The organism is Nostoc sp. ATCC 53789, assembly GCF_009873495.1.
Classification (GTDB): Bacteria; Cyanobacteriota; Cyanobacteriia; order Cyanobacteriales; family Nostocaceae; genus Nostoc; species Nostoc muscorum_A.
In genome coordinates, this window is the sequence record NZ_CP046703.1 from 157,459 (window position 1) to 178,753 (window position 21,295).

A 21,295-nucleotide genomic window follows, 5' to 3' on the forward strand; every position below is an offset into this window, starting at 1 on the left:
GTTAAAAGCGAGAAATAAAAAGTTTTAATTCCTAACTCATAACTTATAAGTCTTAACTTTTAATCCTCTATCCCAACTTTTCAAATACCTTAAACATAGGTAAATACATTGCTAGTAAAATGGTTCCAACCATTCCCCCTACAAATACAATCATAACTGGTTCCAAAATACTGGTCATTGCTTTTACTGCTTGCTCGACTTCATCTTCATAGAAATCGGCAACTTTCATCAACATTCCATCTAATTCTCCAGTTTCTTCTCCGATACTAATCATTTGAATTGCCATAGCCGGGAAAACACTATCTTTTTGTAAAGCAATGCTAATCATACCTCCTTGTTGAATCTCTATACGGGCTGTGTCTATCGCATTGGCAATAACTACGTTTCCTGATGTATCTCGGACAATTTCTAAGCAAGTTAAAATCGGTACACCTGAACGAGTCAAAGAACCAAAAGTTCGGCTAAAGCGGGCAACCGCAGATTTTTGAATTAAGTCACCAAACAACGGCATCTTGAGAGAAAAACGATCAATTGTTAAGCGACCAACAGGAGTTTTACCGTATTGTGTGAAGCCAATTTTTGCTCCTATAAGAGCAGCGATAAGCACGAAAACCTTCGGACTTCTTAAAAATAGACTAGCATCCATCAAAAATTGCGTTAGAGGCGGTAATTCAGTTCCAATTTCTGTAAAAATCTTCGCAAAAACGGGAATCAGAAAAATGGTCATACCGAGAAAGATAGCAAGTGCGATAAAACCTACAACACTTGGATAAGACAATGCTGATTTAATTTGGTTTTGTAAGCGGGCAACATCTTCTAACAACTTGGCTAAACGATTCAATACTTCGTCTAGAACACCACCAACTTCGCCAGCTTGAATCATACTCACATATAATCCATCAAAGCAGTCAGGATGCTTCCGCATTGACTCTGAAAGATTCATTCCGCTTTGCACATCGTTGCTAATCTCAATTAGGGCTTGTTTGAGTTTAGTATTACTACACTGCTCAGAAAGTACCCCTAGACTTCTAACGATCGCAACTCCCGCATTCATCAAAACAGCAAATTGACGCGAAAAAACGGCTTTGTCTTTCACAGAAACCTTAACAAAGGAATTCTGGATTTTTTTTAAATCAAAATTTGGCTGAAATCCTTGAAATTGTTTGAGTTCTTGGATTACAAAACCTTGATCTCTCAGATTAGTACGAGCTTGTACTAAGGATTCGGCAACAATTTTTTCTGTTCGAGATTTTCCTTGAGAATCCCGAACACGGGCAACAAAGGTTGGCATAAATAAATTCAAAATAGTTGTTATTCATTGGGCATGAGACATAAGGGAAAGACTTACTGCAACTTCATCTTTATTTCCTCATCTCCCTGATTTCCCCAGTTCCTTTAATGCGCTTTGGCAGCCGCACCGGATTTTGCACCTGCGCCTGCTTGCGGTGTAGAATTCCCGATGAGACGTTGGATTTCATCTGGCTTAGAAGTTTTAGACATCGCGGCTTCAAAGGAAATCGTTCCCGATTTGTAAAAATCAGCTAAAACTTTCTCCAGAGTTTGCATCCCCAATTTGCCGCCAGTTTGAATAGCTGAGTAAATTTGAGATGTTTTGCCTTCTCGAATCAAGTTGGAAATAGCAGGAGTGACAATCAGAATTTCTTGAGCCATCACCCGACCATATTCACCAGGTTTCGGGTTTTTCTTGGACACCAACGTTTGGCTAAATACTGCCACTAAAGAGTTAGATAACTGCACCCGTACCTGGGTTTGTCTTTCATGGGGGAAAACGTCAATAATCCGATCAACTGTCTGGGCGGCAGAACTGGTGTGGAGAGTACCAAATACCAAGTGTCCTGTTTCTGCTGCGGAAATCGCCAAAGAAATTGTTTCTAAATCGCGCATTTCTCCCACCAGAACAATATCTGGATCTTCACGCAAAGCTGCTTTCAAAGCGTTAGCAAAGCTCTTAGTATCTTCACCCAGTTGTCGTTGGTGAACCAAGCTTTTAATTGGTTCGTAGACAAATTCAATTGGGTCTTCCACCGTTAAAATATGCTCTGCTTTAGTGCGGTTAATCAAGTCGATCATCGCTGCTAGGGTAGTTGTCTTCCCGGAACCTGTAGGCCCTGTCACCAGAATCAGTCCTCTGGGCTTATCTGTCATTTCCCTTACGATATCTGGCAGACCTAATTTTTCAAAGTTAGGAATCTTAGAACTTAATGCCCGTAAGCAAGCAGCATAAGAACCACGTTCTTTATAAACATTGACCCGGAAACGTGCCAAACCTTTAACCCCATAAGAACAATCCAGTTCCCAGTTTTGCTCTAAGGTTTTACGCTGGGTGTTGTTGAGCATACTAAAAATCAGCCTTTGACATTGATCGGCTGTCAATATATGCTCACCGATGGGAGTGAGTTTGCCACTGATGCGGAAGTAGGGAGGCAAACCTGCGGATAAATGCATATCCGAGCCACCCAGTTCAATCAACTGTTCCATCAAATCTTCAATCATCATTTCCATAGTTCTGCTTCCTTTTAATGTTTATTGTTTGTCCTTTGTCATTTGTCCTACCCTGCGGGAAGCCGCAGAAGCGTCTATGTCATTTGTTTAAAGTTACTAAGCATCAACTAATGACCAATGACCAATGACTAATGACTAGTCTCAAAACCGAGATGTCATACAGTAAGGACAATCCAGCCATTCTTGTTTCAATGTGGCATCACAACTGCGGCAGGTAAGGCCAGTCTTGCGTTTGGCTTTTAACTCGGCTTCCAAACCAGTATCAGTAAACGTCACTCGTTCCACTTCTTCTAAAGTGGTAGAACCCTCGCGCACTAAGTCCAAGCTGTAAGCCAGCAAAGTTTTCATGCCCTCTTCTATTGCCACTTCCTTGATGCGTTCTGTGGGTGCATCTTCGTTGATAAGAGTTTGCAGGGTTTCGGTGACTCGCATGACTTCATAAACACCACAACGACCTTTGTAGCCAACACCATTACATTTTGAGCAAAGCTGATTTTTGCCTTTGGCTTCGGCGATCGCATCTAATGTCAAACTGTTAGCCTTATAGAAGGTAATTGCGACATCAGAAGAAGCTGATAGACCATAACGAGCCAGTTCCTCGGTTGTAGGAGTGTAGGGAATACGACATTCAGAACATACACGCCGCACCAAACGTTGAGCTAGAACGCCAATTAGCGAACTAGAAACCATGAAAGGCTCAATCCCCATTTCTCCCAAACGAGCGATCGCACCTGGGGCATCATTGGTATGTAAAGTAGTTAATACTAAGTGACCAGTCAAGGCAGCTTCAATCGCTGTTTTTGCCGTTTCCTTATCCCGCGTTTCACCCACCAGTAGCACGTCTGGATCTTGTCGCAAGAAAGCCCGCAGAGCAGTAGCAAAATCTAGCCCCTTTTCCCGAATTACCTGTACTTGAGTAATCCCTGGAAGACTGTACTCAATTGGGTCTTCCACAGTACTGATATTAATTCCGGGATCGTTCTTTTCTGATAGTGCAGAATACAACGAGGTTGTTTTCCCAGAACCAGTTGGCCCAGTTACCAAAATTAGCCCAAAGGGACGGCTAACCATATCCTGGACAATATGTAAAGTCTCTGGATCGGTAATTAACTTATCTAATCCCAGTTGGGTGGAGGAGTTATCCAAAATCCGCAGTACCACCTTTTCCCCGTAGCGGCTGGGCAAGGTATTCACCCGGAAGTCCACCTTACGTCCCTCAAACATCCGGCGGATACGTCCATCTTGGGGTAGACGGCGTTCAGCAATGTCTAGATTGGCGATGATTTTAAATCGGGCTGTCACCGCCGGGATGATTTTTTTCGGTAGGGGATCGAAAGCTTCCTTCAGTACCCCATCCTTCCGAAAGCGGATGCGTAAGTTTTCTTCTTGCGGTTCGATATGAATGTCAGAAACGCCCTCATGTAAGGCTTTAGCAAGGATTCTGTTGACTAGGTTGATGACTGGGGCATCCTCCGCACCCTTCATCGCTGCTCCTAAATCAGCCTCCATTTCTTCAGGAGCATCTGCAAGATCAAGATTTCCGAGGTTTTCTAAATCCTGATTAATATCTGTAAACTTTTCTTGTTCCAGGTGTTTTTGCCGAACAGCCATTTCATCCAGATATTGGTTGATTAGCTGCTGGTAGTCTTCCTGTGTAATCACCATGCGCTGTAATGCCAGCCCTTGGGGACGCAAGATGCGGTTCAGGTCATCGGAAGCCTCTAGATTATCTGGAGCGACCATCGCCACTAAAACTGAGGGCGGGGTTTGGTCTTCGTGTTTCGATAGTGGTACTAAACGATGGCGACGGCAGATATCCACTGGGATGAGGGTTTCAATCAGGTTCCCCATCATCGTGTTGCCAATGGAGTTGACTTCCGGATCGAGGAATTCAACACCGTATAGTATTTTAAGTTCAAATAGCTGCTGTTTTTTGTATTGCCTGAGCAACTCAGGTGATAGTTGTTGCCCAGTAATTGACTCTAGTACTTCCGTTAAGGGTCGGCCAGATTTGCGGCTTTCAATTAATGCCTGCCTCATCTGTTCGGTATTGACATAGCCAGATTGCACTAGCTTGTTGCCAAAGGGCGAAAACTCTGTTCTGGTAGTTAGAGCGGTACTGCGCCGTTGTGGTGACGAGTAAGTCATAAATGAGCGAATGAGTAGGGGAACCTCTGCTTAAAGTATTCCCAGCCTGTGAGATAGAATTCTCATTTCCCAAAAAAGTCCTGAGTCAAGTCGCTTGCTTTGCCAAAGGAGTACGCTCGGAATTCAAAATGACGCTTTCTACGAGACGCTAAAAGCGTAGCTTGCAACTCTTACAGAGTATGCGCGCTAACTAATGCTGCGGTAACAAAATAAAAGATACTGCCTCCTACCACTCTTCCAAATTACTTACTCCTAGAGGTAGACTACTCGTTCGGGTTCCCGCCTTAATAGTGCCTACGCGAACGTGTTCACCATTTGTCACAATAAGAAAATGGTTACATCACTTCCAGAAACTTGTCGGCAAAAAAATCAGCCTCAGTTGCAAGTCGTGGATGACGACGGTTGCAAACAATGGAGATACACTGCCATAAATAGCAAGCATCTGGAATGAGTGGACAATGATGGATGAAAATAAACAGATAAACAATACTAGCCAGCAATTGGGTGAACCAACAGAGGTAAAGCAAGCAATGAAGAGTGACTTCCCAGCCCAAATTAATTTCAATGAATCTGATAGCGAGGTGACAGAGCAAGTGTCAGCCCAAACTAATGTATCGGGAGATGCAGCTACTTTCAATCCAGAAACTGGTGTTGCTGCAACCGAGAACACTGGAGTGGAAACGGCAGCTTTGGCAGAACTCACTCAACAAATTGAGTCTCTCAAAACGCAGCTAGAAGAGCGCAGTACTCAATATATGCGGATTGCTGCTGATTTTGAGAATTACCGGAAACGTACTAGCAAAGAAAAAGAAGAGCTAGAGACGCAGATGAAGCGGAACACGATTCTAGAATTGCTGCCAGTGGTCGATAATTTTGAGCGGGCGCGATCGCACCTCAAACCTCAATCTGATGGCGAAATGACCATGCACAAAAGCTACCAAGGTGTTTACAAACAATTAGTAGATAGCCTGAAGCGGTTGGGTGTGTCACCAATGCGTCCTGAAGGTCAAGAATTTGATCCTAACCTGCACGAAGCAGTAATGCGGGAACCTACGGATGAACATCCTGAAGGAACAGTGTTAGAAGAGTTAGTGCGCGGATATTACTTGGGCGAACGTGTGCTACGCCATGCAATGGTCAAAGTAGCTGCTCCAAAGGAAGATACACCTTCTACGGAGGAAGATCAGTCGAGTCCAGCCAACAGTTAAGCTGTAGTCGCTCGTCTCGCTGACCAAAAGTGCCTGGGTTCTAGCAAGGACGAGCATCGCGTACCTAAAACTTGGACAAGGCTTTGGATAACTTTCTGTGTTTCAACTTCCTCTTGCTACCAGCAAAATGGGTTCCACAGACGTTATCCGCTAGCCTTAGTTCGGAGCTAAAAAGTTAGTCCGCGACATATTACAGCAGGAAGACTCAGTAAAAATACTGGCGAATATGGGAAAAGTTATTGGAATCGACTTAGGCACTACTAATAGTTGCGTCGCAGTTTTGGAGGGCGGTCAACCACTGGTGATCTCCAATTCTGAAGGTGGACGAACTACTCCAAGTATTGTGGGATTTGGCAAAAGTGGCGATCGCTTGGTTGGTCAATTGGCAAAGCGCCAAGCCGTAACCAATGCCGAAAACACAATTTACAGTATTAAACGATTCATCGGGCGGCGTTGGGAAGAGACTGATATAGAACGCGAACGTGTACCCTACAACTGTGTCAAAGGTCGAGACGATACCGTTGATGTCCAAATCCGCTCAAAAAATTATACGCCACAAGAACTATCCGCCATGATCCTGCAAAAGCTTAAGCAGGATGCGGAAAACTTCTTGGGTGAAGAAGTTACTCAAGCAGTGATCACCGTACCTGCATATTTTACAGATGCTCAAAGACAAGCCACTAAAGATGCAGGCACAATTGCAGGATTAGAAGTTCTGCGAATCATCAATGAACCAACAGCTGCGGCTTTAGCTTTCGGATTGGAAAAGCAAGACCAAGAGCAGCTAATTTTAGTATTCGACTTAGGAGGCGGTACTTTTGACGTATCGATCCTACAACTTGGGGATGGCGTTTTTGAAGTTAAGGCGACTTGTGGTAACAACCACTTAGGTGGAGACGACTTTGATAATGCGATCGTGCTTTGGCTGATGGAACGCTTTCAGCAAGACGAAAAAATCAATCTTTCCCAAGATAAGATGGCACTGCAACGCCTACGGGAAGCAGCAGAAAAGGCGAAAATTGAACTCTCCAGCATGGTTAATACCTCCATTAACCTGCCGTTTATCACATCTGATGAAACCGGCCCAAAGCATCTGGAAATGGAACTCAGTCGCTCTAAATTTGAAGAGCTTGCAGGACAATTAATTGAAGCGACCATCGAACCGATGATCCAAGCACTAAAAGATGCGGATCTCAAACCATCAGCCATAGATCGGATTATTTTAGTAGGTGGTTCTACCCGAATTCCCGCAGTCCAAAACGCGCTGATTAAGTTTTTCAATGGCAAAGCTCCCGATCGCTCTATCAACCCTGACGAAGCGGTAGCATTGGGAGCAGCTATCCAAGCAGGGGTGTTGGGTGGCGAAGTCGATAATCTCTTACTTTTGGATGTCACCCCCCTGTCTCTGGGAATTGAAACCTTGGGTGAAGTATTCACCAAAATTATCGAACGCAACACCACAATTCCTACTAGTAAGTCACAAATTTTTTCCACAGCAGTTGATGGGCAAACCTCGGTAGAAATTCACATTCTCCAAGGTGAACGGGCAATGTCACGGGATAACAAGAGTCTTGGCAAGTTTCTGCTAGCAGGAATTCCCCCATCGCCCCGTGGTGTGCCGCAAATTGAAGTATCTTTTGAAATTGATGTCAACGGCATCCTGAAGGTTTCTGCCCAAGACAAAGGCACAGGTAGAGAACAGAGTATCAGGATTACCAATACAGGTGGTTTGAGTACTAACGAAGTCGAACGGATGCGCCAAGAGGCCGAACTGTTTTCTGAAGAAGATAGAAGACGTAAAGAACTGGTTGAACTCAAAAACCAAGCAGATAATCTGTTGTTCAGTTACGAATCTACCATCAAGGATAATAGCAACTTTATCGGCGATCAGATGAAAACCTTGGCCAGTGAAAAAGTTTCACAACTCCAAGCTGCAATGATTGACTCCAGCATCTCCACCGTGGAATTTAAGCAGCGCTTAGACGACTTCCAACAAACACTGTTTGCAATTGGTGCTGATGTCTATAACCGAGCTAACAGCCAAGCAGATGAGATTGAGGAGGCTTCAGCTAGTCTCTTTACCCCAGAAGTAGACTCACCAATGAACGGTACACTAATCCCACAATTCAACTTTGATTTTGACGAAGAAAGTACCGCACAAGTTGATTATGAGGCGATAGATTAAGGATTGGGGAATGGGGAGCAGGGGGACAAGGGGACAAGAGGTGAGAATTGGGGACAAGTCTTTCCCCTTGTCCCCAATTCTCCTTGTCCCCAAGTCCTCTTCCAAATTCCCAATTCCCAATATCCTAAAGTTGCAGATTTTTATTAAGACATTTTAATATATCTAATATTGATTGTAGATTTAGCGAAGTTTCACAAGACCCCTGGGGTTTGCTAGATTGTAGAGGCAAATTACTGCTAGGCAGTATGCCGATTAAAATACACTTTCATTGCATAAGGGTGGTTTTCCACACCGAATGGTGCGGCTAGCACCTCTGGTTAATGGGCGGGGTTTTCCTCTCCTACGTAGCACAATTGTAAAAGAGACAACCGACTCGGCAGTGATGAAGTCTGAGCAGAGGCTTTCCCTGATCATAACTTCTATAGCTTTTGTCGTCTCCCACGAGGAAAGCACCTGTTGCTCAAGATTTGTCGGTGATTTTTGTAAAAGGTAAAGGTTAAAATCAGTTATTAACAAAAATTAATTTTACCTTCTGCCTAACCTCCGGCAAATCGCCCTTTAAAGGATAGTGTGTTGCTCTTACATATTCTGTAAAGCAAAATGCCTTACCGTAAAGTAGCAAGTGACCGTGAGTGACGTTCTGCTGACTTCTGCTTTCTTCCTTCTAACTTTTACCTTTGCTATATGGCCCGCGACTATTATGAAATCCTGGGTGTCTCTCGTGACACCGACAAAGAAGAACTCAAGCAAGCTTATCGCCGTTTAGCCCGGAAGTATCACCCAGATGTGAACAAAGAGCCGGGGGCGGAGGATCGCTTTAAAGAAATTAACCGCGCTTATGAAGTACTCTCGGAACCAGAAACCCGCGCTCGTTACGATCGCTTTGGGCCAGAGGGTGTGTCAGGTGCTGGCGCTGGCTTCCAAGATGTCGGCGATATGGGTGGTTTTGCCGATATTTTTGAAAGCATTTTTAGTGGCTTTGCTGGCGGTATGGGTAGTCCCACGCAACAAAGACGGCGCAGTGGGCCTGCGAGGGGCGATGATCTGCGGCTAGACCTGAAGTTAGACTTTCGGGAAGCGGTATTTGGTGGCGAAAAAGAAATTCGTATTTCACATTTAGAAAATTGTGAAGTCTGTAGCGGTTCTGGTGCTAAACCTGGAACCCGCCCCCGGACTTGTTCGACTTGTAGCGGATCTGGTCAAGTCCGCCGTGTCACTAGAACACCCTTTGGCAGTTTCACCCAAGTCTCGACTTGTCCCACCTGTAATGGGACAGGGATGGTAATCGAAGACAAGTGTGATGCCTGTGATGGGAAGGGCGCAAATCAAGTCACCAAGAAACTCAAAATTACCATTCCAGCTGGGGTGGATAATGGTACTCGCTTGCGGATTTCTAGTGAAGGAGATGCCGGTCAACGTGGTGGTCCTCCTGGGGATTTGTACGTTTACTTGTTCGTAAATGAGGACGAAGAATTCCAACGGGATGGGATTAATATTCTTTCGGAAATCAAAGTTAGCTACCTACAAGCGATTTTAGGTTGTCGGTTAGAGGTAGACACGGTAGATGGCCCTGTAGAACTGATTATTCCAGCTGGAACTCAGCCAAATACGGTAATGAAGTTAGAAAATCGCGGCGTACCTCGCTTGGGTAATCCTGTCAGTCGTGGGGATCACATGCTGAACGTATTAATTGATATTCCCAACAAAGTAACCCCAGAGGAGAGGGAACTTTTGGAGAAGCTGGCTAAAATTAAGGGAGATCGTACTGGTGAAGGCGGTCTAGGAGGATTTTTGGGAAATTTATTTAAGTAATGATGCCCTCTTCTCTGTTAACTCCCGATGCTCAACTTGATTTACGTGGCACCCCTTGCCCAATTAATTTTGTCCGGACAAAACTGCGTCTGGAAAAAATGCCATTGGGAGGTTTGCTAGAAGTCTGGCTAGACCCAGGTGAGCCGATTGAGCAGGTTCCCGATAGCCTGACAATGGCAGGTTATGTGGTGGAACAAATTACAGACTGTACTAATTATTTTTCTCTGTTAGTGCGTCGTCCAGTTGCTGGCCAATGACAGGGGAAAATTTTGCTGAAACTGGACAGTTATTGGGTACGGTGCTTGCTGTACAGGCTAATTTTTACCGAGTACAGCTGGATCAAGAGCAGGGGGAGATGAGGGAGATGGGGGATCAAGATTCTCATCTTCCTTATCCCCCTCTCCTCCTCTGTACTCGCCGAACACGGCTGAAAAAAATCGGACAACAGGTGATGGTAGGCGATCGCGTTGTGGTTGAAGAGCCAGATTGGGCTGGAGGACGGGGAGCGATCGCTGATGTCTTACCCCGTCACAGCGAATTAGATCGTCCAGCGATCGCCAATGTCAACCAAATTTTATTGGTATTTGCCGTTGCCGATCCACCTTTGGAACCTTATCAACTGAGTCGGTTTCTAATTAAGGCTGAGTCTACTGGCTTGGATGTGCTTTTATGTTTGAATAAAAGTGATTTAATTTCAGAGCCAGAACAGCAAAAAGTTAGCGATCGCCTGCTCGGTTGGGGCTATCAACCAATATTTATTAGTGTCAAAGATGGTATAAATACTGACCAAGCAGGCAGATATTTAAGCAATAAAATTACCGTCATTGCTGGGCCTTCCGGCGTTGGTAAATCCAGCTTAATTAATACGTTAATTGACTCGGCAAAGTTGCGCGTAGGAGAAGTTTCTGGCAAACTAGCTCGTGGTCGTCATACCACTCGTCATATAGAATTATTTGAGTTGCCTAGCGGTGGTTTGCTTGCAGACACTCCCGGCTTTAATCAGCCGGATATGGATTGTGTACCAGAAGAATTAATCCATTATTTCCCAGAAGCAAGAAAGCGGTTAGCAGTTGCTAGCTGTCGGTTTAGTGATTGTCTGCATCGAGACGAGCCTGAGTGTGTGGTGCGGGGAGACTGGGAACGATATGAACATTATTTAGAATTTTTGGATGCTGCGATCGCTCATCAAACTCAGCTGCACCAACAAGCCGATCCTGAATCCACCATGAAGTTAAAAAGCAAAGGCAAAGGGCAGAGTCAATACGAACCCAAGCTAGAAAGTAAAAAATATCGCCGAATTTCCCGCAAGACTCAGTTACAGGACTTGCAGGAATTATATCGCGATGAAGAATAAGGAGTGCGATGTCTACGACGGGATGTGCCTAGCCTACGCACTTCTATATAAAGGAAGACTTTACTTTGTCGGCTTTTTGGGCGATCGGTGCAACACTCATCTGGCTGTAAGTCTTGATCCAATATGTAATTGTTTGGGTTTCTGGGTTGCAGGAATCACAAGTTTGCGAGTTTAAAGGCTGACTGGCAAACTTTGGGTTAGCACTTACCCGCAGTATCCCTCTTTTGTCACTTTCCGGGAGGGCGATTGCCAGAAGCCTCATGAGGCAATCAATACAACCTATCCTATTAGAAAAAAATGGGTCTTGTATTTGTGATTAGAAAATAATCGTGCGTAGGCGTAGCCCGTCGTAGACATCGCCTGCTATGCAAAAGCTCTAGAATTCAGCAATAGCAAATATATAAAAATTATTATTGCAAGATTATCTCATCAGATTTGGATTTATTATTTGCGATCGCGTAGCGTAAAGCCTTCTCTTCTCCTTCTCCTGTCGGAGACGCTGCGCGAACAGAGACGCTGACGTATAGCTTGCTTCCACGAAGTGGTAGGAGAGGCTTGTCTACGATACTTTTAAGCACTATTACTTATTGACAAATTGTTCATGATTCTAACCTGTCACTGATGCTCTTGAAGTAAACTCTCCTAGGAGGAGACACCAAAGGCGATCGGTAAGAACTGCCTCTGTTGTTGAACCTGAGTAAATATTTTCAGTACAGGCTTATACAATAAGCAAATAGGCAGGTTTTACAACTAGTTAACAACAACACGCAGTGAGTGCATAACGGCATAACATTGTTGTGTACGTACACACACTATCTTTAACTCAATTGAAAACTATTCTTACGATCCCCATAAAGTCTTAAAATATTGTTAATTTCAGCCAAACCTCTCGACCTTCAACTTACAAGTATCACCCCAAAATCACTATGTCTATCGGCTACGTCGCGCTTGTACTCCACGCACATCTGCCCTTCGTTCGTCACCCGGAAAGTGACTACGTGCTGGAGGAAGAATGGCTCTATGAAGCCATCACAGAAACCTACATTCCATTATTGAAAGTATTTGAAGGCTTAAAGCGAGACGGTATCGACTTTAAAATCACGATGAGCATGACACCTCCTCTCGTGTCAATGCTCCGCGATCCTCTGCTTCAAGAACGTTATGAAGCACACTTAGCCCAACTAGAAGAACTTATAGCACTAGAAGCAGAACATAATGTCAACAACGGGCATCTTCGTTATTTAGCCGAACATTATGCTACTGAGTTTAGCGAAGCGCGTCAGCTATGGGAACGCTACGACGGTGACTTGGTGACAGCTTTTAAGAAGTTCCAAGACAGTAACAACCTGGAAATCATCACTTGTGGCGCTACTCACGGCTATTTGCCGTTGATGAAAATGTATCCAGAGGCGGTGTGGGCGCAAATCCAGGTAGCCTGCGAGCATTACGAGCAAAACTTTGGACAAGCACCCAGAGGAATTTGGTTGCCGGAATGTGCCTACTATGAAGGTTTAGACCGGATGCTAGCCGATGCTGGGTTACGCTACTTCCTCACAGATGGGCATGGCATCCTTTACGCCCGTCCCCGTCCGCGCTTTGGGACTTATGCCCCAATTTATACAGAAACTGGTGTTGCTGTCTTTGGTCGAGATCATGAATCCTCGCAACAGGTATGGTCTTCTGAAGTGGGCTATCCTGGGGCGGCGGAATATCGAGAATTTTACAAAGATTTGGGCTGGGAAGCAGAATATGAGTACATCAAGCCCTACATTATGCCCAATGGCCAACGGAAAAATACGGGCATTAAGTATCACAAAATTACAGGGCGTGGCTTAGGGCTATCAGATAAGGCACTCTACGATCCTTATTGGGCTAAAGAAAAGGCAGCAGAACATGCTGATAATTTTATGTATAACCGAGAGCGGCAAACTGAGCATCTCTATGGTATAATGCAACGCCCGCCAATTATCGTTTCGCCTTATGACGCAGAGTTATTTGGACATTGGTGGTATGAAGGCCCCTGGTTCATCGATTACCTATTCCGCAAGTCGTGGTATGACCAAAAAACATATCAAATGACCCATTTAGCAGACTATTTGCGAGATCAGCCAACGCAGCAAGTCTGTCGTCCTTCACAGTCGAGTTGGGGTTTCAAGGGTTTCCACGAATATTGGTTGAACGAAACAAATGCGTGGATTTATCCACATTTGCACAAAGCTGCTGAAAGGATGATTGAAATCTCGCACCTGGAACCAGAGGATGAATTGCAGTGGAAAGCGCTTAACCAAGCGGCGCGGGAACTGCTATTAGCACAATCTTCTGACTGGGCATTTATTATGCGGACGGGAACAATGGTACCCTATGCAATTAGACGGACGCGATCGCACCTGATGCGCTTCAATAAGCTTTATGAAGATGTGAAAGTTGGCAAAGTTGACAGTGGTTGGTTGGAAAAAGTCGAGTTAATGGATAATATCTTCCCCGAAATCAACTATCGCGTCTACCGTCCGCTATAGTCTCACAAAAAATAATCAACAGCAGTAGGGTGGGCATTGCTCACCCTATATTAGTAGTGAGGAGCGTTTACTTCGACAAAGCTCAGTACAAGTATTTTACCAACAACAGAGCAAGCCCTAGCTTGTGCAAGGGTTTGTCAAATGCTGTCAAATCTTTACAAAGATATCCGCTTATTTCGATTTGACGACACAACCGGGCAAGTTTACATCCTGGCTGGAGATGAACTCCAAGTCATTTGGGTGATTTTGAAAATAAATTTTCAGCACAGTGGTAGCGTATACGAGACATTTGCGCTGTAAATCACCTTCAGCCATTGGCTTACCATCCTCATCTGGATACTCAATTGGCATAACGGGGATGTACTCTACTGAGGCTGTCATGGTCAGATACCTCAACTTAACTAGGGCTAGATTCAATAATATCGCTCAAAATCCTATCGCTATGGCTGGGAAGCTAGAGAAATCACAAGGAATTCTAGATTCGACTATATTTATACGTTCTAATGGAGCGACTTGTTATGGTGTAACCCCAAACCGAGAAATGTTCACTTACTCTAGTTGACTGTCCCTTGTCAAATATGCAGCAAGCTCTTCTGAAATAACAAAACGATAAACATCATTATAAGTAATTTCGTAAATCAGTCCGTAATTCTCTAGAATTCGTAATTTGTTTCTCAAATAAGAGTGATCTTCAAAATAGTACGAGAAAACCATATTATTAGGGTCTGAATTGTAAATCCATTTATTGCTTAAAATGACAAATTCACGGATAAATGGATATTCAGACAAGTCATTTTTTATATCTGCTAGAAGCTCTGGAATTAGTTTCTCAACGGACGATAATACAATGTCTGATTGTTTAGGCAACAGAAGGCTGGGCTTAACGACACTCTCACGCGAAACTCTTAACCCTGAAAGTGTCTTCTCGATTTTTTCGAGTGTCCGTACCATTTTTTCAGGATTATCGTTTCCGATGGTAATTAGTGGAAGTGAGCCAACAACTTCAATTGGTGTTTCATAAATATAACGTTTTGCAGAAAGATCGTAGTACTCTACTTCAAGACGAATATCTTTCCCAAATCGCTCTTCTGCTTGAAAAAAAGTTGCTACATCAAAAAAGAAAGGGTTCTGGCGATCAATGAGAGATAGTTTTAACGGAAAAAGTTTTTCATAGCTCTTCATCATTTGAGGTGGAGGCGAGATTGTAATCTTGACATCGACTGCTGGAGCTTCGGTAAGAGCAACAATACCAAGTTGAATAGCTTGTTCTTTTTCTGGTTTAAGTCGAAACAGATGAGTTAATCGCGGTTTTGAAAAGTGCCGTTTAGCCCAAATAGCATCAACAATAAAGTGTTTAGCCTGAACTGTATGGGCACCTGCTCGGATGTAGTAGTGGTTATCTGGAGCCATGTGTGGAGCAAAATAACTCTCATAAATCACAACTAGCAAAACTGCCGAATCAGTTTGGATTGTTCCTCTACCAGATGGATCTTGTATTAGCTTGAGGTCATACTTAGGAACTGGCTCCACTTGACTGATTATTTGATCAACCCAATCGCGTAAATCCTGCCTCCCAATCTTCAGAGGCAACCCCTTATCCGCGTTACCATTACCGTCAACACCACCAACAAAGCAACCGCCTCCAGAATTCGCAAAGCCTGACACTGCACAACTTAGTTTCTTCTTGAGTTCATTGTGTGAAGTATCACTTGACTTAAATTCAAAATTATCATCCTCTGCAATTGGAAGTTGCGTAAGGTCAAAGGTTTCGAGGTTGATTTTAGACATACTGCTAAACAATAATACCAATAACCTCAAACTAACACTCAACAGATTCTTCCATAAATTATTTTTGAAAAAGGTCTATTTGGTTTGTGCTTTTAAAGCATTTACGCTCAAAGTTTACTAACAGTGAAGCCCCAAATTTCCAGACTTTGTGTAACTAACATTAAAAAAGACAGGCTTGTTGCCTGTCCTACAAATAATGATTTAGCAAAGAATTTAGAAATTCATCTCAGCAGCTTGAACTTTCTCAACCTGCTTCTTCTTCAGCACAAGCATAACTTGAGCCAACATTACAAGAGCTGTGAATGCAATCATCCATTTGACTCTAGATGCGTCTTGCAATACGATTTCTGCATCTATTTGACCGAATCCACCGACGTTCGGGTTGCTGGTCAAAGCATCACCAGTCTTAACTGCTTGCCCTTCGGAAACAATCAGGTCTGGACCTAAAGGAACCGTATCAACAACAACATCACCAGATTCAGGTTGGATGTTTACTAGATATTTGACGTTACCATCTCCATCTTCCTCTTTGGCAATCTTGGTAATTGTGCCAGTCGCGGAAGCGTTGTAAACACTATTGTTGCTCTTTTCGCCAGTAGGATAAACTTGTCCGCGTCCCCGATTACCACCTACGTGAACTGAATATTTACCGAAGTGGATGTTTTTGTCGGTTGCGGGGTTGGGAGAAAGAACTGGGAAGATGATTTCCTGATACTGTTCACCAGGTAAAGGGCCGACGATGACGACATTTTCTTTGTCTTCGCTGTAGGGTTGGAAGGCAGTGTCGCCAATTTCTTCTTTAAGTTCCTCAGAAATACGGTCTTCAGGAGCAATCTTAAAGCCTTCAGGTAGCATCAGTACAGCACCGACGTTCAAGCCAACCTTAGAACCATCAGCACCAACTTGCTGGGCGGATAGATCGTAAGGGATTTTCACTATAGCTTTGAATACAGTGTCAGGTAGAACCGATTGAGGAACTTCTACTTCTGTAACTTTGGCGGCTAGGTGACAGTTGGCACAAACAATCCGCCCGGTTGGTTCGCGGGGGGTTTCGGGATAGGTTTGCTGTGCCCAAAATGGATAGGCGGCAGCTGATTGGGGAAGGGCTAGATCGCTGGTGAAGTAAAATGTCACAGTGGCGATCGCTATGAGCAATGTTTTTACGATCGCTCTAGCACTGCGAGTTAACCTCGCTGTTCGGAAAACATTTCTCATCTCTAATAAGGGCAACGATTGAATTTGTCATTAGTCATTGGTCATTAGTCATTAGTCATTAAGCCCTGAACAAAGGACGAATGACTAAGAACTAAGGACAAAATTATTAACTCCACCAAGGTGCATCACCGGTACGGAAGTCGGTTTCTGTCCAAGGGGTCAAAACGATTTTGTCGTCGCTTACATTGGTATGGGCTAAAGCCAAAGACAATGGTGCTGGGCCCCGAACAACCTTACCGGTTTCGTCATACTGGGAACCATGACAAGGACATTTAAATTTGTTCTCAGCAACGTTCCAGGGGACGACACAACCTAAGTGAGTGCAGATGGCGTTAATGCCATAATCTTTGATAGCCTCTTTGCTGTCTACCACAATATAGGTAGGATCTCCCTTAAGTCCTTGGACTAGGTTGCGATCGCCTGCATTCCGGTTTTCTAGAAATTTGGTGACGCTAACATCGTTACCTAGCTCATCTTTTGCCGTTGTACCACCACCAGCACCACCAGCAGCTGGTGGAATAAAGTAGTTGACAACGGGATACAATGCACCCAGAGCTACTCCAGTGACAGTCCCAAAAGTGAGCAGATTCATGAACTGACGACGACCCATATCGGGCACGTCTGCTGATTCAGAAAATTGAGCCATAATCTACGCGCTCTTTGTGTATTTTGTTAAGCATTTTGACAAAAGTACTGTACTTGAGGAACTCTTGTCTAAGTCGAAATGCTAGCGCTCACAACGATGCCATACTTCTTTGTTCCAAGATATAAAAAGCATCTTTTCTGTTAGCATTACATTTCTTTATATCCTTATCATACTGGAGTCACGGAACTTAACATCATAACTAAATGTAAAATCTGATTGAGAAAAGCTATGACAGGACAGGAATTACGTCAGATGTTGCTTGATAAGTGGGGATATTCTTATGATGTCCAGTTCCGACGGGCACAGGGAAAGATATTTTTGCAAGTAATGTGGAAATATCTGGAGCAAGCTTCTTTTCCCTTGAGTGAGGTAGAGTACCAAGAGCATCTTGACAGCATTGCTAATTATCTTCATGCCTTGGGCGGGTCAACGCAAGTACAAACATTTATTGCCCAAACACGTGATCGCCCCCGGCTTGGCAAAGCTGTTAGCATTCCTCTAGATTTGGGTGAACGTTCTTCGGAATGGATATTATGACCTGTTATTGCATTAACATTAATAATTTCTTGGGTAATCACAGTGTTTTTTATACAAAAAAACCATAATGTCCTATAAAACTCTTTTGCCTACAGCTACATCTCTATCAGGCTGAATTAATACAACTTCTCCATCGTCTAAAACTACTCCCAAGACTAAAACTTCGGAGATGAAATTAGCTATCTGACGGTGTGGAAAGTTAGTCACAGCTAATATTAATCTGTTGATTAATTTCTCTTGATCATAAAGTTTAGTAATTTGGGCACTAGATTTTTTAATGCCCAAATCGCCAAAATCTATCCACAATTTATAAGCTGGTTTTTTGGCTTGAGGAAATTCTTCGACTTTAATGATTTTGCCAACATGAATCTCGATTTTTTCAAAATCACTATAGCTAATAAACATTTGCTCAGAAACTCAGCATTAAAATCTTTTTACCTATTTTCTATGTTATTTACCTGTGAGCTTCACCAGTCCAACACCACCGAAATAAAGCCCTAAAACGGCTCCTGCTAAAAGACTTTGAGTTAGAGGATCGGTAGATGGTGTAAGCACGGCTCCTAAAACTACTGCTCCCATAATCACGTAACGCCAACCAGAAACCATCCGTTCAGATGAGACAATGTTCAAATTACCGAGCAACAATTGGATGATGGGAATTTGAAATGCTAAACCAGTGCTGAATAAAAGTAGCAGCACAAATTCAAAATATTTATCTATTGACCAAAGTTGTTCAACTACATCTGCTCCGTAGCTGATGAAAAATTTCAAAGCTGCGGGGATAAGGAGTAAATAAGCAAATGCTAAACCCGCGCCAAACAGTACACTTGAACCCAAAACCACAGGCCCCAGTAAACGGCGTTCGCGGCGAGTCAATCCTGGAAGCACAAACTGGATAATTTGGTAAAGAATGAAAGGGCTAGAAAGTACTAAACCAGTGTAGGCTGCAACTTTGAAGGAGACAAAGAAATATTCTCCGGGTGCAAGTTGGAGAAATTTTACTCCTTGCGCTGGAACCTCAAGCAGCTGGACAATCGGCTTAACGGCAAAGAAACAGCCAATAATACCTATCGCTACGGCAATCAGCGAATAGAAAATGCGCTGTCGTAACTCTTCTAGGTGGTCGAAAAGGGACATTTCGACTTCATCGGGCAACTCATTAAGAGGATCTGTGTCTGAATTGCCATATCCTTCTGGATCGATGTTGGGAACGTTTACAGTATCTACGTCTTGTAAAGGCGGCATGAGTCAGCTAGTAGGCAACATTTATAACTGAGTGCTAAGTAATAAGCAAGATTTTTCACTTAGGACTTGGAACTCAGCACTCTTCATTATTTTATCCGGGGAATGCAGCCACCATGATATGTTTTTGAATGCTGTGGGTTTTTTGTCCTGTTTTTTAGGGTTGCATCTGCATAAGTTAGTAGGAAGCCATCTTGTAGGCAATGCCTAACCTAAAAAAGGGTGGAACTGATAATTTAGAAATCACGTCTCTGCGGCTAGTAGTCTGTCCCATTAATTTTGCTAGGTTTGTAGTAAGCACTTTAGTGCTTGAATATTTGAGGACTAAAGTCCTCACTACAAGCGTATTTACCCCTCAAATTTAATGAGACAGACCACTAGTAGCGCTGGGTAAATTCACACAACATCAACATATAATACTCAGTTTTAAAAATCCGGTTCATCAAGGTGGCATCTATACATACATAGCGCAATCGGAAATTTTTAGCTGAGGTTGAGTATGAAACGGACAATTTGCATTGTCATGATGGCATTGCCTGTTTATTTATACAATGTTGGACTAAGTAATAGTCTTAGTAGTGATGTGACAATTGTCAAAAACCAGCCTCCGATAATAGCTGCTCTAATTGCTTACAGTACAAATGCTCCGTCACGCATATTACCTTGGCAAATATCAGCTAGAGATGACCAAACTGAAGATTGTCTTCGGGCTGGTACTTGCAAAGATTGATATTAATTGGGAATTGCCAATTGGGAATGGGAAATTGGGAATTGGGAACTTGTACTGAGCGCAGTCCTTGGCGCAGCTTCTTGTAGAGAAGTATTGGGAATTGGTGATTCGTAGTCCAAATTATAAAAAAAGAAAATTAATGGTTGTAGAACATCAACGTACAGTGGTGGTTACGGGAGCATCAACAGGAATTGGCCAAGCGTGTGCTTTGCTTTTAGACCAGTTGGGCTTCTCTGTTTTTGCTGGCGTGCGTCAAGATATTGATGCTCAAACACTTAAGCAGAAAGGATCACCAAGACTCATTCCAATTTTTTTAGATGTTACTGATGCTGAATCGATCGCAGCTGCGGTTGATAAGGTAACAAATGAAGTCGGTGGTACTGGAATTTTAGGTTTAGTAAATAATGCAGGAATTGCTATCCCTGGGCCTTTAGAATTATTAGCGATCGCAGAATTTCAACACCAGATGCAGGTTAATGTCACTGGACAATTAGCAGTGACACAAGCATTTCTTGGTCTTTTACGCCAAAGTCGCGGTCGAATTATCAATATGGGTTCCATTGCTGGTAGGAGTCCTACGCCGTTCTTAGGAGCTTACAATGCTTCTAAGTTTGCCTTGGAAGCACTCACTGATGTCATGCGGATGGAATTACGTCCTTGGGGAATCTCGGTTTCAATTATTGAACCTGGTTCCATCGCTACCCCAATTTGGGAAAAGTCCCTGAGTCAATCGGAAGTAGCACAGCATGACTTACCACAATCAGCACAAAATCTCTACGGTCAAGCAATGAATATTGTCCGCAAGAAAATGCAGATTCTCGCATCTAAGGGAATTTCTGCGGATATTGTCGCTCAGACTGTTGTTCATGCGCTTACTGCAAAGCAACCCAAGACGCGCTATCTGGTTGGCTCAGATGCCAAACTCGGAGCGGTATTAAAGCATATTTTGCCTGATAAGCTACATGACCAGATAATTTTATACTCAATGGGATTGTAGATTAGCGATCGTCAAGACTTTAGGGCTAGGGCGGGTTTTCAAACTACTCGTTTAGCCTCCTAATTTTTTAGATCCCCCTAAATCCCCCGATAAATTGGGGGACTTGAAGAGATTTTTAGCCCCACTGACTTTTATAAGGCGGGTTGGGGGGATCTAAGACTTTGAAAACACGCCCTAGTCACTCTAAATTTAAAAGCTGTCATGAACAAAAGCATGGTTTTCATCAATAAAATCATGCTTTTCATCAACAAAATCGTTCTCGTCATCAACAAAATCGTTCTCGTCATCAACAAAATCGTTCTCGTCATCAACAAAATCGTTCTTGTCATCAACAAAATCGTTCTTGTCATCAACAAAATCGTTATTTTTGTAACTAGAGGCAGAATCTAGTCAA

At 43.4% G+C, this 21,295-nt stretch carries 20 protein-coding genes; 10 read left to right on the top strand and 10 right to left on the bottom strand.

What is annotated here, in order from left to right:
* Positions 1-67: 67 nt before the first annotated feature.
* The 3 genes from GJB62_RS00570 to GJB62_RS00580 all read right to left on the bottom strand — a co-directional run bounded on the left by GJB62_RS00570 (position 68) and on the right by GJB62_RS00580 (position 4,671).
* Positions 68-1,291, bottom strand: coding sequence for a type II secretion system F family protein (locus tag GJB62_RS00570; RefSeq protein ID WP_114080206.1), 1,224 nt, complete (start codon positions 1,289-1,291; stop codon positions 68-70).
* Between the two features lie 104 nt (positions 1,292-1,395).
* Positions 1,396-2,523: a type IV pilus twitching motility protein PilT gene (locus GJB62_RS00575; RefSeq protein ID WP_114080205.1), complete on the bottom strand. Its 1,128-nt coding sequence runs from the start codon at positions 2,521-2,523 to the stop codon at positions 1,396-1,398.
* A 141-nt stretch (positions 2,524-2,664) separates the two neighbouring features.
* Entirely contained in the window at positions 2,665-4,671 is a 2,007-nt protein-coding gene (locus GJB62_RS00580) for a GspE/PulE family protein (protein WP_114080204.1), read from the bottom strand.
* 458 nt (positions 4,672-5,129) lie between these two features.
* On the opposite strand from GJB62_RS00580, the gene grpE reads away from it, so the two are divergent.
* The 6 genes from grpE (at position 5,130) to GJB62_RS00610 (ending at position 11,405) form a co-directional block, all read left to right on the top strand.
* Positions 5,130-5,879 (top strand): nucleotide exchange factor GrpE, encoded by a 750-nt coding sequence (gene grpE / locus GJB62_RS00585; RefSeq protein WP_114080203.1) that lies wholly within the window; start codon positions 5,130-5,132, stop codon positions 5,877-5,879.
* Between the two features lie 226 nt (positions 5,880-6,105).
* The gene (dnaK, locus tag GJB62_RS00590) at positions 6,106-8,064 is read left to right on the top strand and encodes a molecular chaperone DnaK (RefSeq protein WP_114080202.1); all 1,959 of its coding nucleotides are present in this window, start codon (positions 6,106-6,108) and stop codon (positions 8,062-8,064) included.
* A 684-nt stretch (positions 8,065-8,748) separates the two neighbouring features.
* Positions 8,749-9,876 carry a molecular chaperone DnaJ gene (dnaJ, locus tag GJB62_RS00595; protein WP_114080201.1) on the top strand — a complete coding sequence of 376 codons (1,128 nt, stop codon included), beginning with the start codon at positions 8,749-8,751 and terminating at the stop codon, positions 9,874-9,876.
* The gene (locus tag GJB62_RS00600) at positions 9,876-10,133 is read left to right on the top strand and encodes a sulfurtransferase TusA family protein (RefSeq protein ID WP_114080200.1); all 258 of its coding nucleotides are present in this window, start codon (positions 9,876-9,878) and stop codon (positions 10,131-10,133) included. Before dnaJ ends, GJB62_RS00600 begins: the two co-directional genes overlap by 1 nt.
* Positions 10,130-11,230, top strand: coding sequence for a small ribosomal subunit biogenesis GTPase RsgA (rsgA, locus tag GJB62_RS00605; protein ID WP_114080199.1), 1,101 nt, complete (start codon positions 10,130-10,132; stop codon positions 11,228-11,230). Before GJB62_RS00600 ends, rsgA begins: the two co-directional genes overlap by 4 nt.
* On the top strand, positions 11,220-11,405 hold the full coding sequence (locus GJB62_RS00610; protein WP_147262430.1) for a hypothetical protein: 186 nt from the start codon (positions 11,220-11,222) through the stop codon (positions 11,403-11,405). The genes rsgA and GJB62_RS00610 overlap by 11 nt, the downstream gene beginning before the upstream one ends.
* A 235-nt stretch (positions 11,406-11,640) precedes the next feature.
* On the opposite strand, the gene GJB62_RS00615 is transcribed toward GJB62_RS00610, so the two are convergent.
* The gene (locus GJB62_RS00615) at positions 11,641-11,808 is read right to left on the bottom strand and encodes a hypothetical protein (protein ID WP_159402427.1); all 168 of its coding nucleotides are present in this window, start codon (positions 11,806-11,808) and stop codon (positions 11,641-11,643) included.
* Between the two features lie 348 nt (positions 11,809-12,156).
* On the opposite strand from GJB62_RS00615, the gene GJB62_RS00620 reads away from it, so the two are divergent.
* Positions 12,157-13,746, top strand: coding sequence for a glycoside hydrolase family 57 protein (locus GJB62_RS00620; RefSeq protein WP_114080198.1), 1,590 nt, complete (start codon positions 12,157-12,159; stop codon positions 13,744-13,746).
* 171 nt (positions 13,747-13,917) lie between these two features.
* Here the strand turns inward: GJB62_RS00620 and GJB62_RS37280 are convergent, their stop codons facing one another.
* From GJB62_RS37280 to petC, 4 genes are all read right to left on the bottom strand, one after another.
* Entirely contained in the window at positions 13,918-14,127 is a 210-nt protein-coding gene (locus tag GJB62_RS37280) for a hypothetical protein (RefSeq protein ID WP_245246057.1), read from the bottom strand.
* Positions 14,128-14,295: 168 nt separating this feature from the next.
* Entirely contained in the window at positions 14,296-15,534 is a 1,239-nt protein-coding gene (locus GJB62_RS00630; RefSeq protein WP_114080196.1) for an ATP-binding protein, read from the bottom strand.
* A 213-nt stretch (positions 15,535-15,747) separates the two neighbouring features.
* On the bottom strand, positions 15,748-16,749 hold the full coding sequence (petA, locus tag GJB62_RS00635) for a cytochrome f (protein WP_114080195.1): 1,002 nt from the start codon (positions 16,747-16,749) through the stop codon (positions 15,748-15,750).
* Between the two features lie 106 nt (positions 16,750-16,855).
* Positions 16,856-17,395, bottom strand: coding sequence for a cytochrome b6-f complex iron-sulfur subunit (gene petC / locus GJB62_RS00640; protein ID WP_114080194.1), 540 nt, complete (start codon positions 17,393-17,395; stop codon positions 16,856-16,858).
* A gap of 228 nt (positions 17,396-17,623) precedes the next feature.
* Between petC and GJB62_RS00645 the strand changes: the two genes are divergently transcribed.
* Entirely contained in the window at positions 17,624-17,932 is a 309-nt protein-coding gene (locus GJB62_RS00645; RefSeq protein WP_114080193.1) for a DUF3067 family protein, read from the top strand.
* A 72-nt stretch (positions 17,933-18,004) separates the two neighbouring features.
* On the opposite strand, the gene GJB62_RS00650 is transcribed toward GJB62_RS00645, so the two are convergent.
* Both GJB62_RS00650 and tatC read right to left on the bottom strand, forming a co-directional pair.
* Positions 18,005-18,337, bottom strand: a complete 333-nt coding sequence (locus tag GJB62_RS00650; protein WP_114080192.1) for a tRNA-binding protein — start codon at positions 18,335-18,337, stop codon at positions 18,005-18,007.
* A 45-nt stretch (positions 18,338-18,382) separates the two neighbouring features.
* The gene (gene tatC / locus GJB62_RS00655) at positions 18,383-19,177 is read right to left on the bottom strand and encodes a twin-arginine translocase subunit TatC (RefSeq protein ID WP_114080191.1); all 795 of its coding nucleotides are present in this window, start codon (positions 19,175-19,177) and stop codon (positions 18,383-18,385) included.
* A 496-nt stretch (positions 19,178-19,673) separates the two neighbouring features.
* On the opposite strand from tatC, the gene GJB62_RS00660 reads away from it, so the two are divergent.
* Both GJB62_RS00660 and GJB62_RS00665 read left to right on the top strand, forming a co-directional pair.
* On the top strand, positions 19,674-19,904 hold the full coding sequence (locus GJB62_RS00660) for a hypothetical protein (protein ID WP_083782292.1): 231 nt from the start codon (positions 19,674-19,676) through the stop codon (positions 19,902-19,904).
* Positions 19,905-19,971: 67 nt separating this feature from the next.
* On the top strand, positions 19,972-20,901 hold the full coding sequence (locus tag GJB62_RS00665; protein ID WP_245246058.1) for an SDR family oxidoreductase: 930 nt from the start codon (positions 19,972-19,974) through the stop codon (positions 20,899-20,901).
* Positions 20,902-21,295: the final 394 nt, after the last annotated feature.

What these genes read in the sequence shown, in the direction of transcription:
- GJB62_RS00630 (WP_114080196.1), bottom strand. Translation starts at nt 15,534, where the DNA reads ATGTCTAAAATCAACCTCGAAACCTTTGACCTTACGCAACTTCCAATT.
- GJB62_RS00580 (WP_114080204.1), bottom strand. Translation starts at nt 4,671, where the DNA reads ATGACTTACTCGTCACCACAACGGCGCAGTACCGCTCTAACTACCAGA.
- tatC (WP_114080191.1), bottom strand. Translation starts at nt 19,177, where the DNA reads ATGCCGCCTTTACAAGACGTAGATACTGTAAACGTTCCCAACATCGAT.
- dnaK (WP_114080202.1), top strand. Translation starts at nt 6,106, where the DNA reads ATGGGAAAAGTTATTGGAATCGACTTAGGCACTACTAATAGTTGCGTC.
- rsgA (WP_114080199.1), top strand. Translation starts at nt 10,130, where the DNA reads ATGACAGGGGAAAATTTTGCTGAAACTGGACAGTTATTGGGTACGGTG.
- dnaJ (WP_114080201.1), top strand. Translation starts at nt 8,749, where the DNA reads ATGGCCCGCGACTATTATGAAATCCTGGGTGTCTCTCGTGACACCGAC.
- GJB62_RS00575 (WP_114080205.1), bottom strand. Translation starts at nt 2,523, where the DNA reads ATGGAAATGATGATTGAAGATTTGATGGAACAGTTGATTGAACTGGGT.
- GJB62_RS00600 (WP_114080200.1), top strand. Translation starts at nt 9,876, where the DNA reads ATGATGCCCTCTTCTCTGTTAACTCCCGATGCTCAACTTGATTTACGT.
- petC (WP_114080194.1), bottom strand. Translation starts at nt 17,395, where the DNA reads ATGGCTCAATTTTCTGAATCAGCAGACGTGCCCGATATGGGTCGTCGT.
- GJB62_RS37280 (WP_245246057.1), bottom strand. Translation starts at nt 14,127, where the DNA reads ATGACAGCCTCAGTAGAGTACATCCCCGTTATGCCAATTGAGTATCCA.
- GJB62_RS00570 (WP_114080206.1), bottom strand. Translation starts at nt 1,291, where the DNA reads ATGCCAACCTTTGTTGCCCGTGTTCGGGATTCTCAAGGAAAATCTCGA.
- GJB62_RS00645 (WP_114080193.1), top strand. Translation starts at nt 17,624, where the DNA reads ATGACAGGACAGGAATTACGTCAGATGTTGCTTGATAAGTGGGGATAT.
- petA (WP_114080195.1), bottom strand. Translation starts at nt 16,749, where the DNA reads ATGAGAAATGTTTTCCGAACAGCGAGGTTAACTCGCAGTGCTAGAGCG.
- GJB62_RS00620 (WP_114080198.1), top strand. Translation starts at nt 12,157, where the DNA reads ATGTCTATCGGCTACGTCGCGCTTGTACTCCACGCACATCTGCCCTTC.
- GJB62_RS00660 (WP_083782292.1), top strand. Translation starts at nt 19,674, where the DNA reads ATGAAACGGACAATTTGCATTGTCATGATGGCATTGCCTGTTTATTTA.
- GJB62_RS00650 (WP_114080192.1), bottom strand. Translation starts at nt 18,337, where the DNA reads ATGTTTATTAGCTATAGTGATTTTGAAAAAATCGAGATTCATGTTGGC.
- grpE (WP_114080203.1), top strand. Translation starts at nt 5,130, where the DNA reads ATGATGGATGAAAATAAACAGATAAACAATACTAGCCAGCAATTGGGT.
- GJB62_RS00610 (WP_147262430.1), top strand. Translation starts at nt 11,220, where the DNA reads ATGAAGAATAAGGAGTGCGATGTCTACGACGGGATGTGCCTAGCCTAC.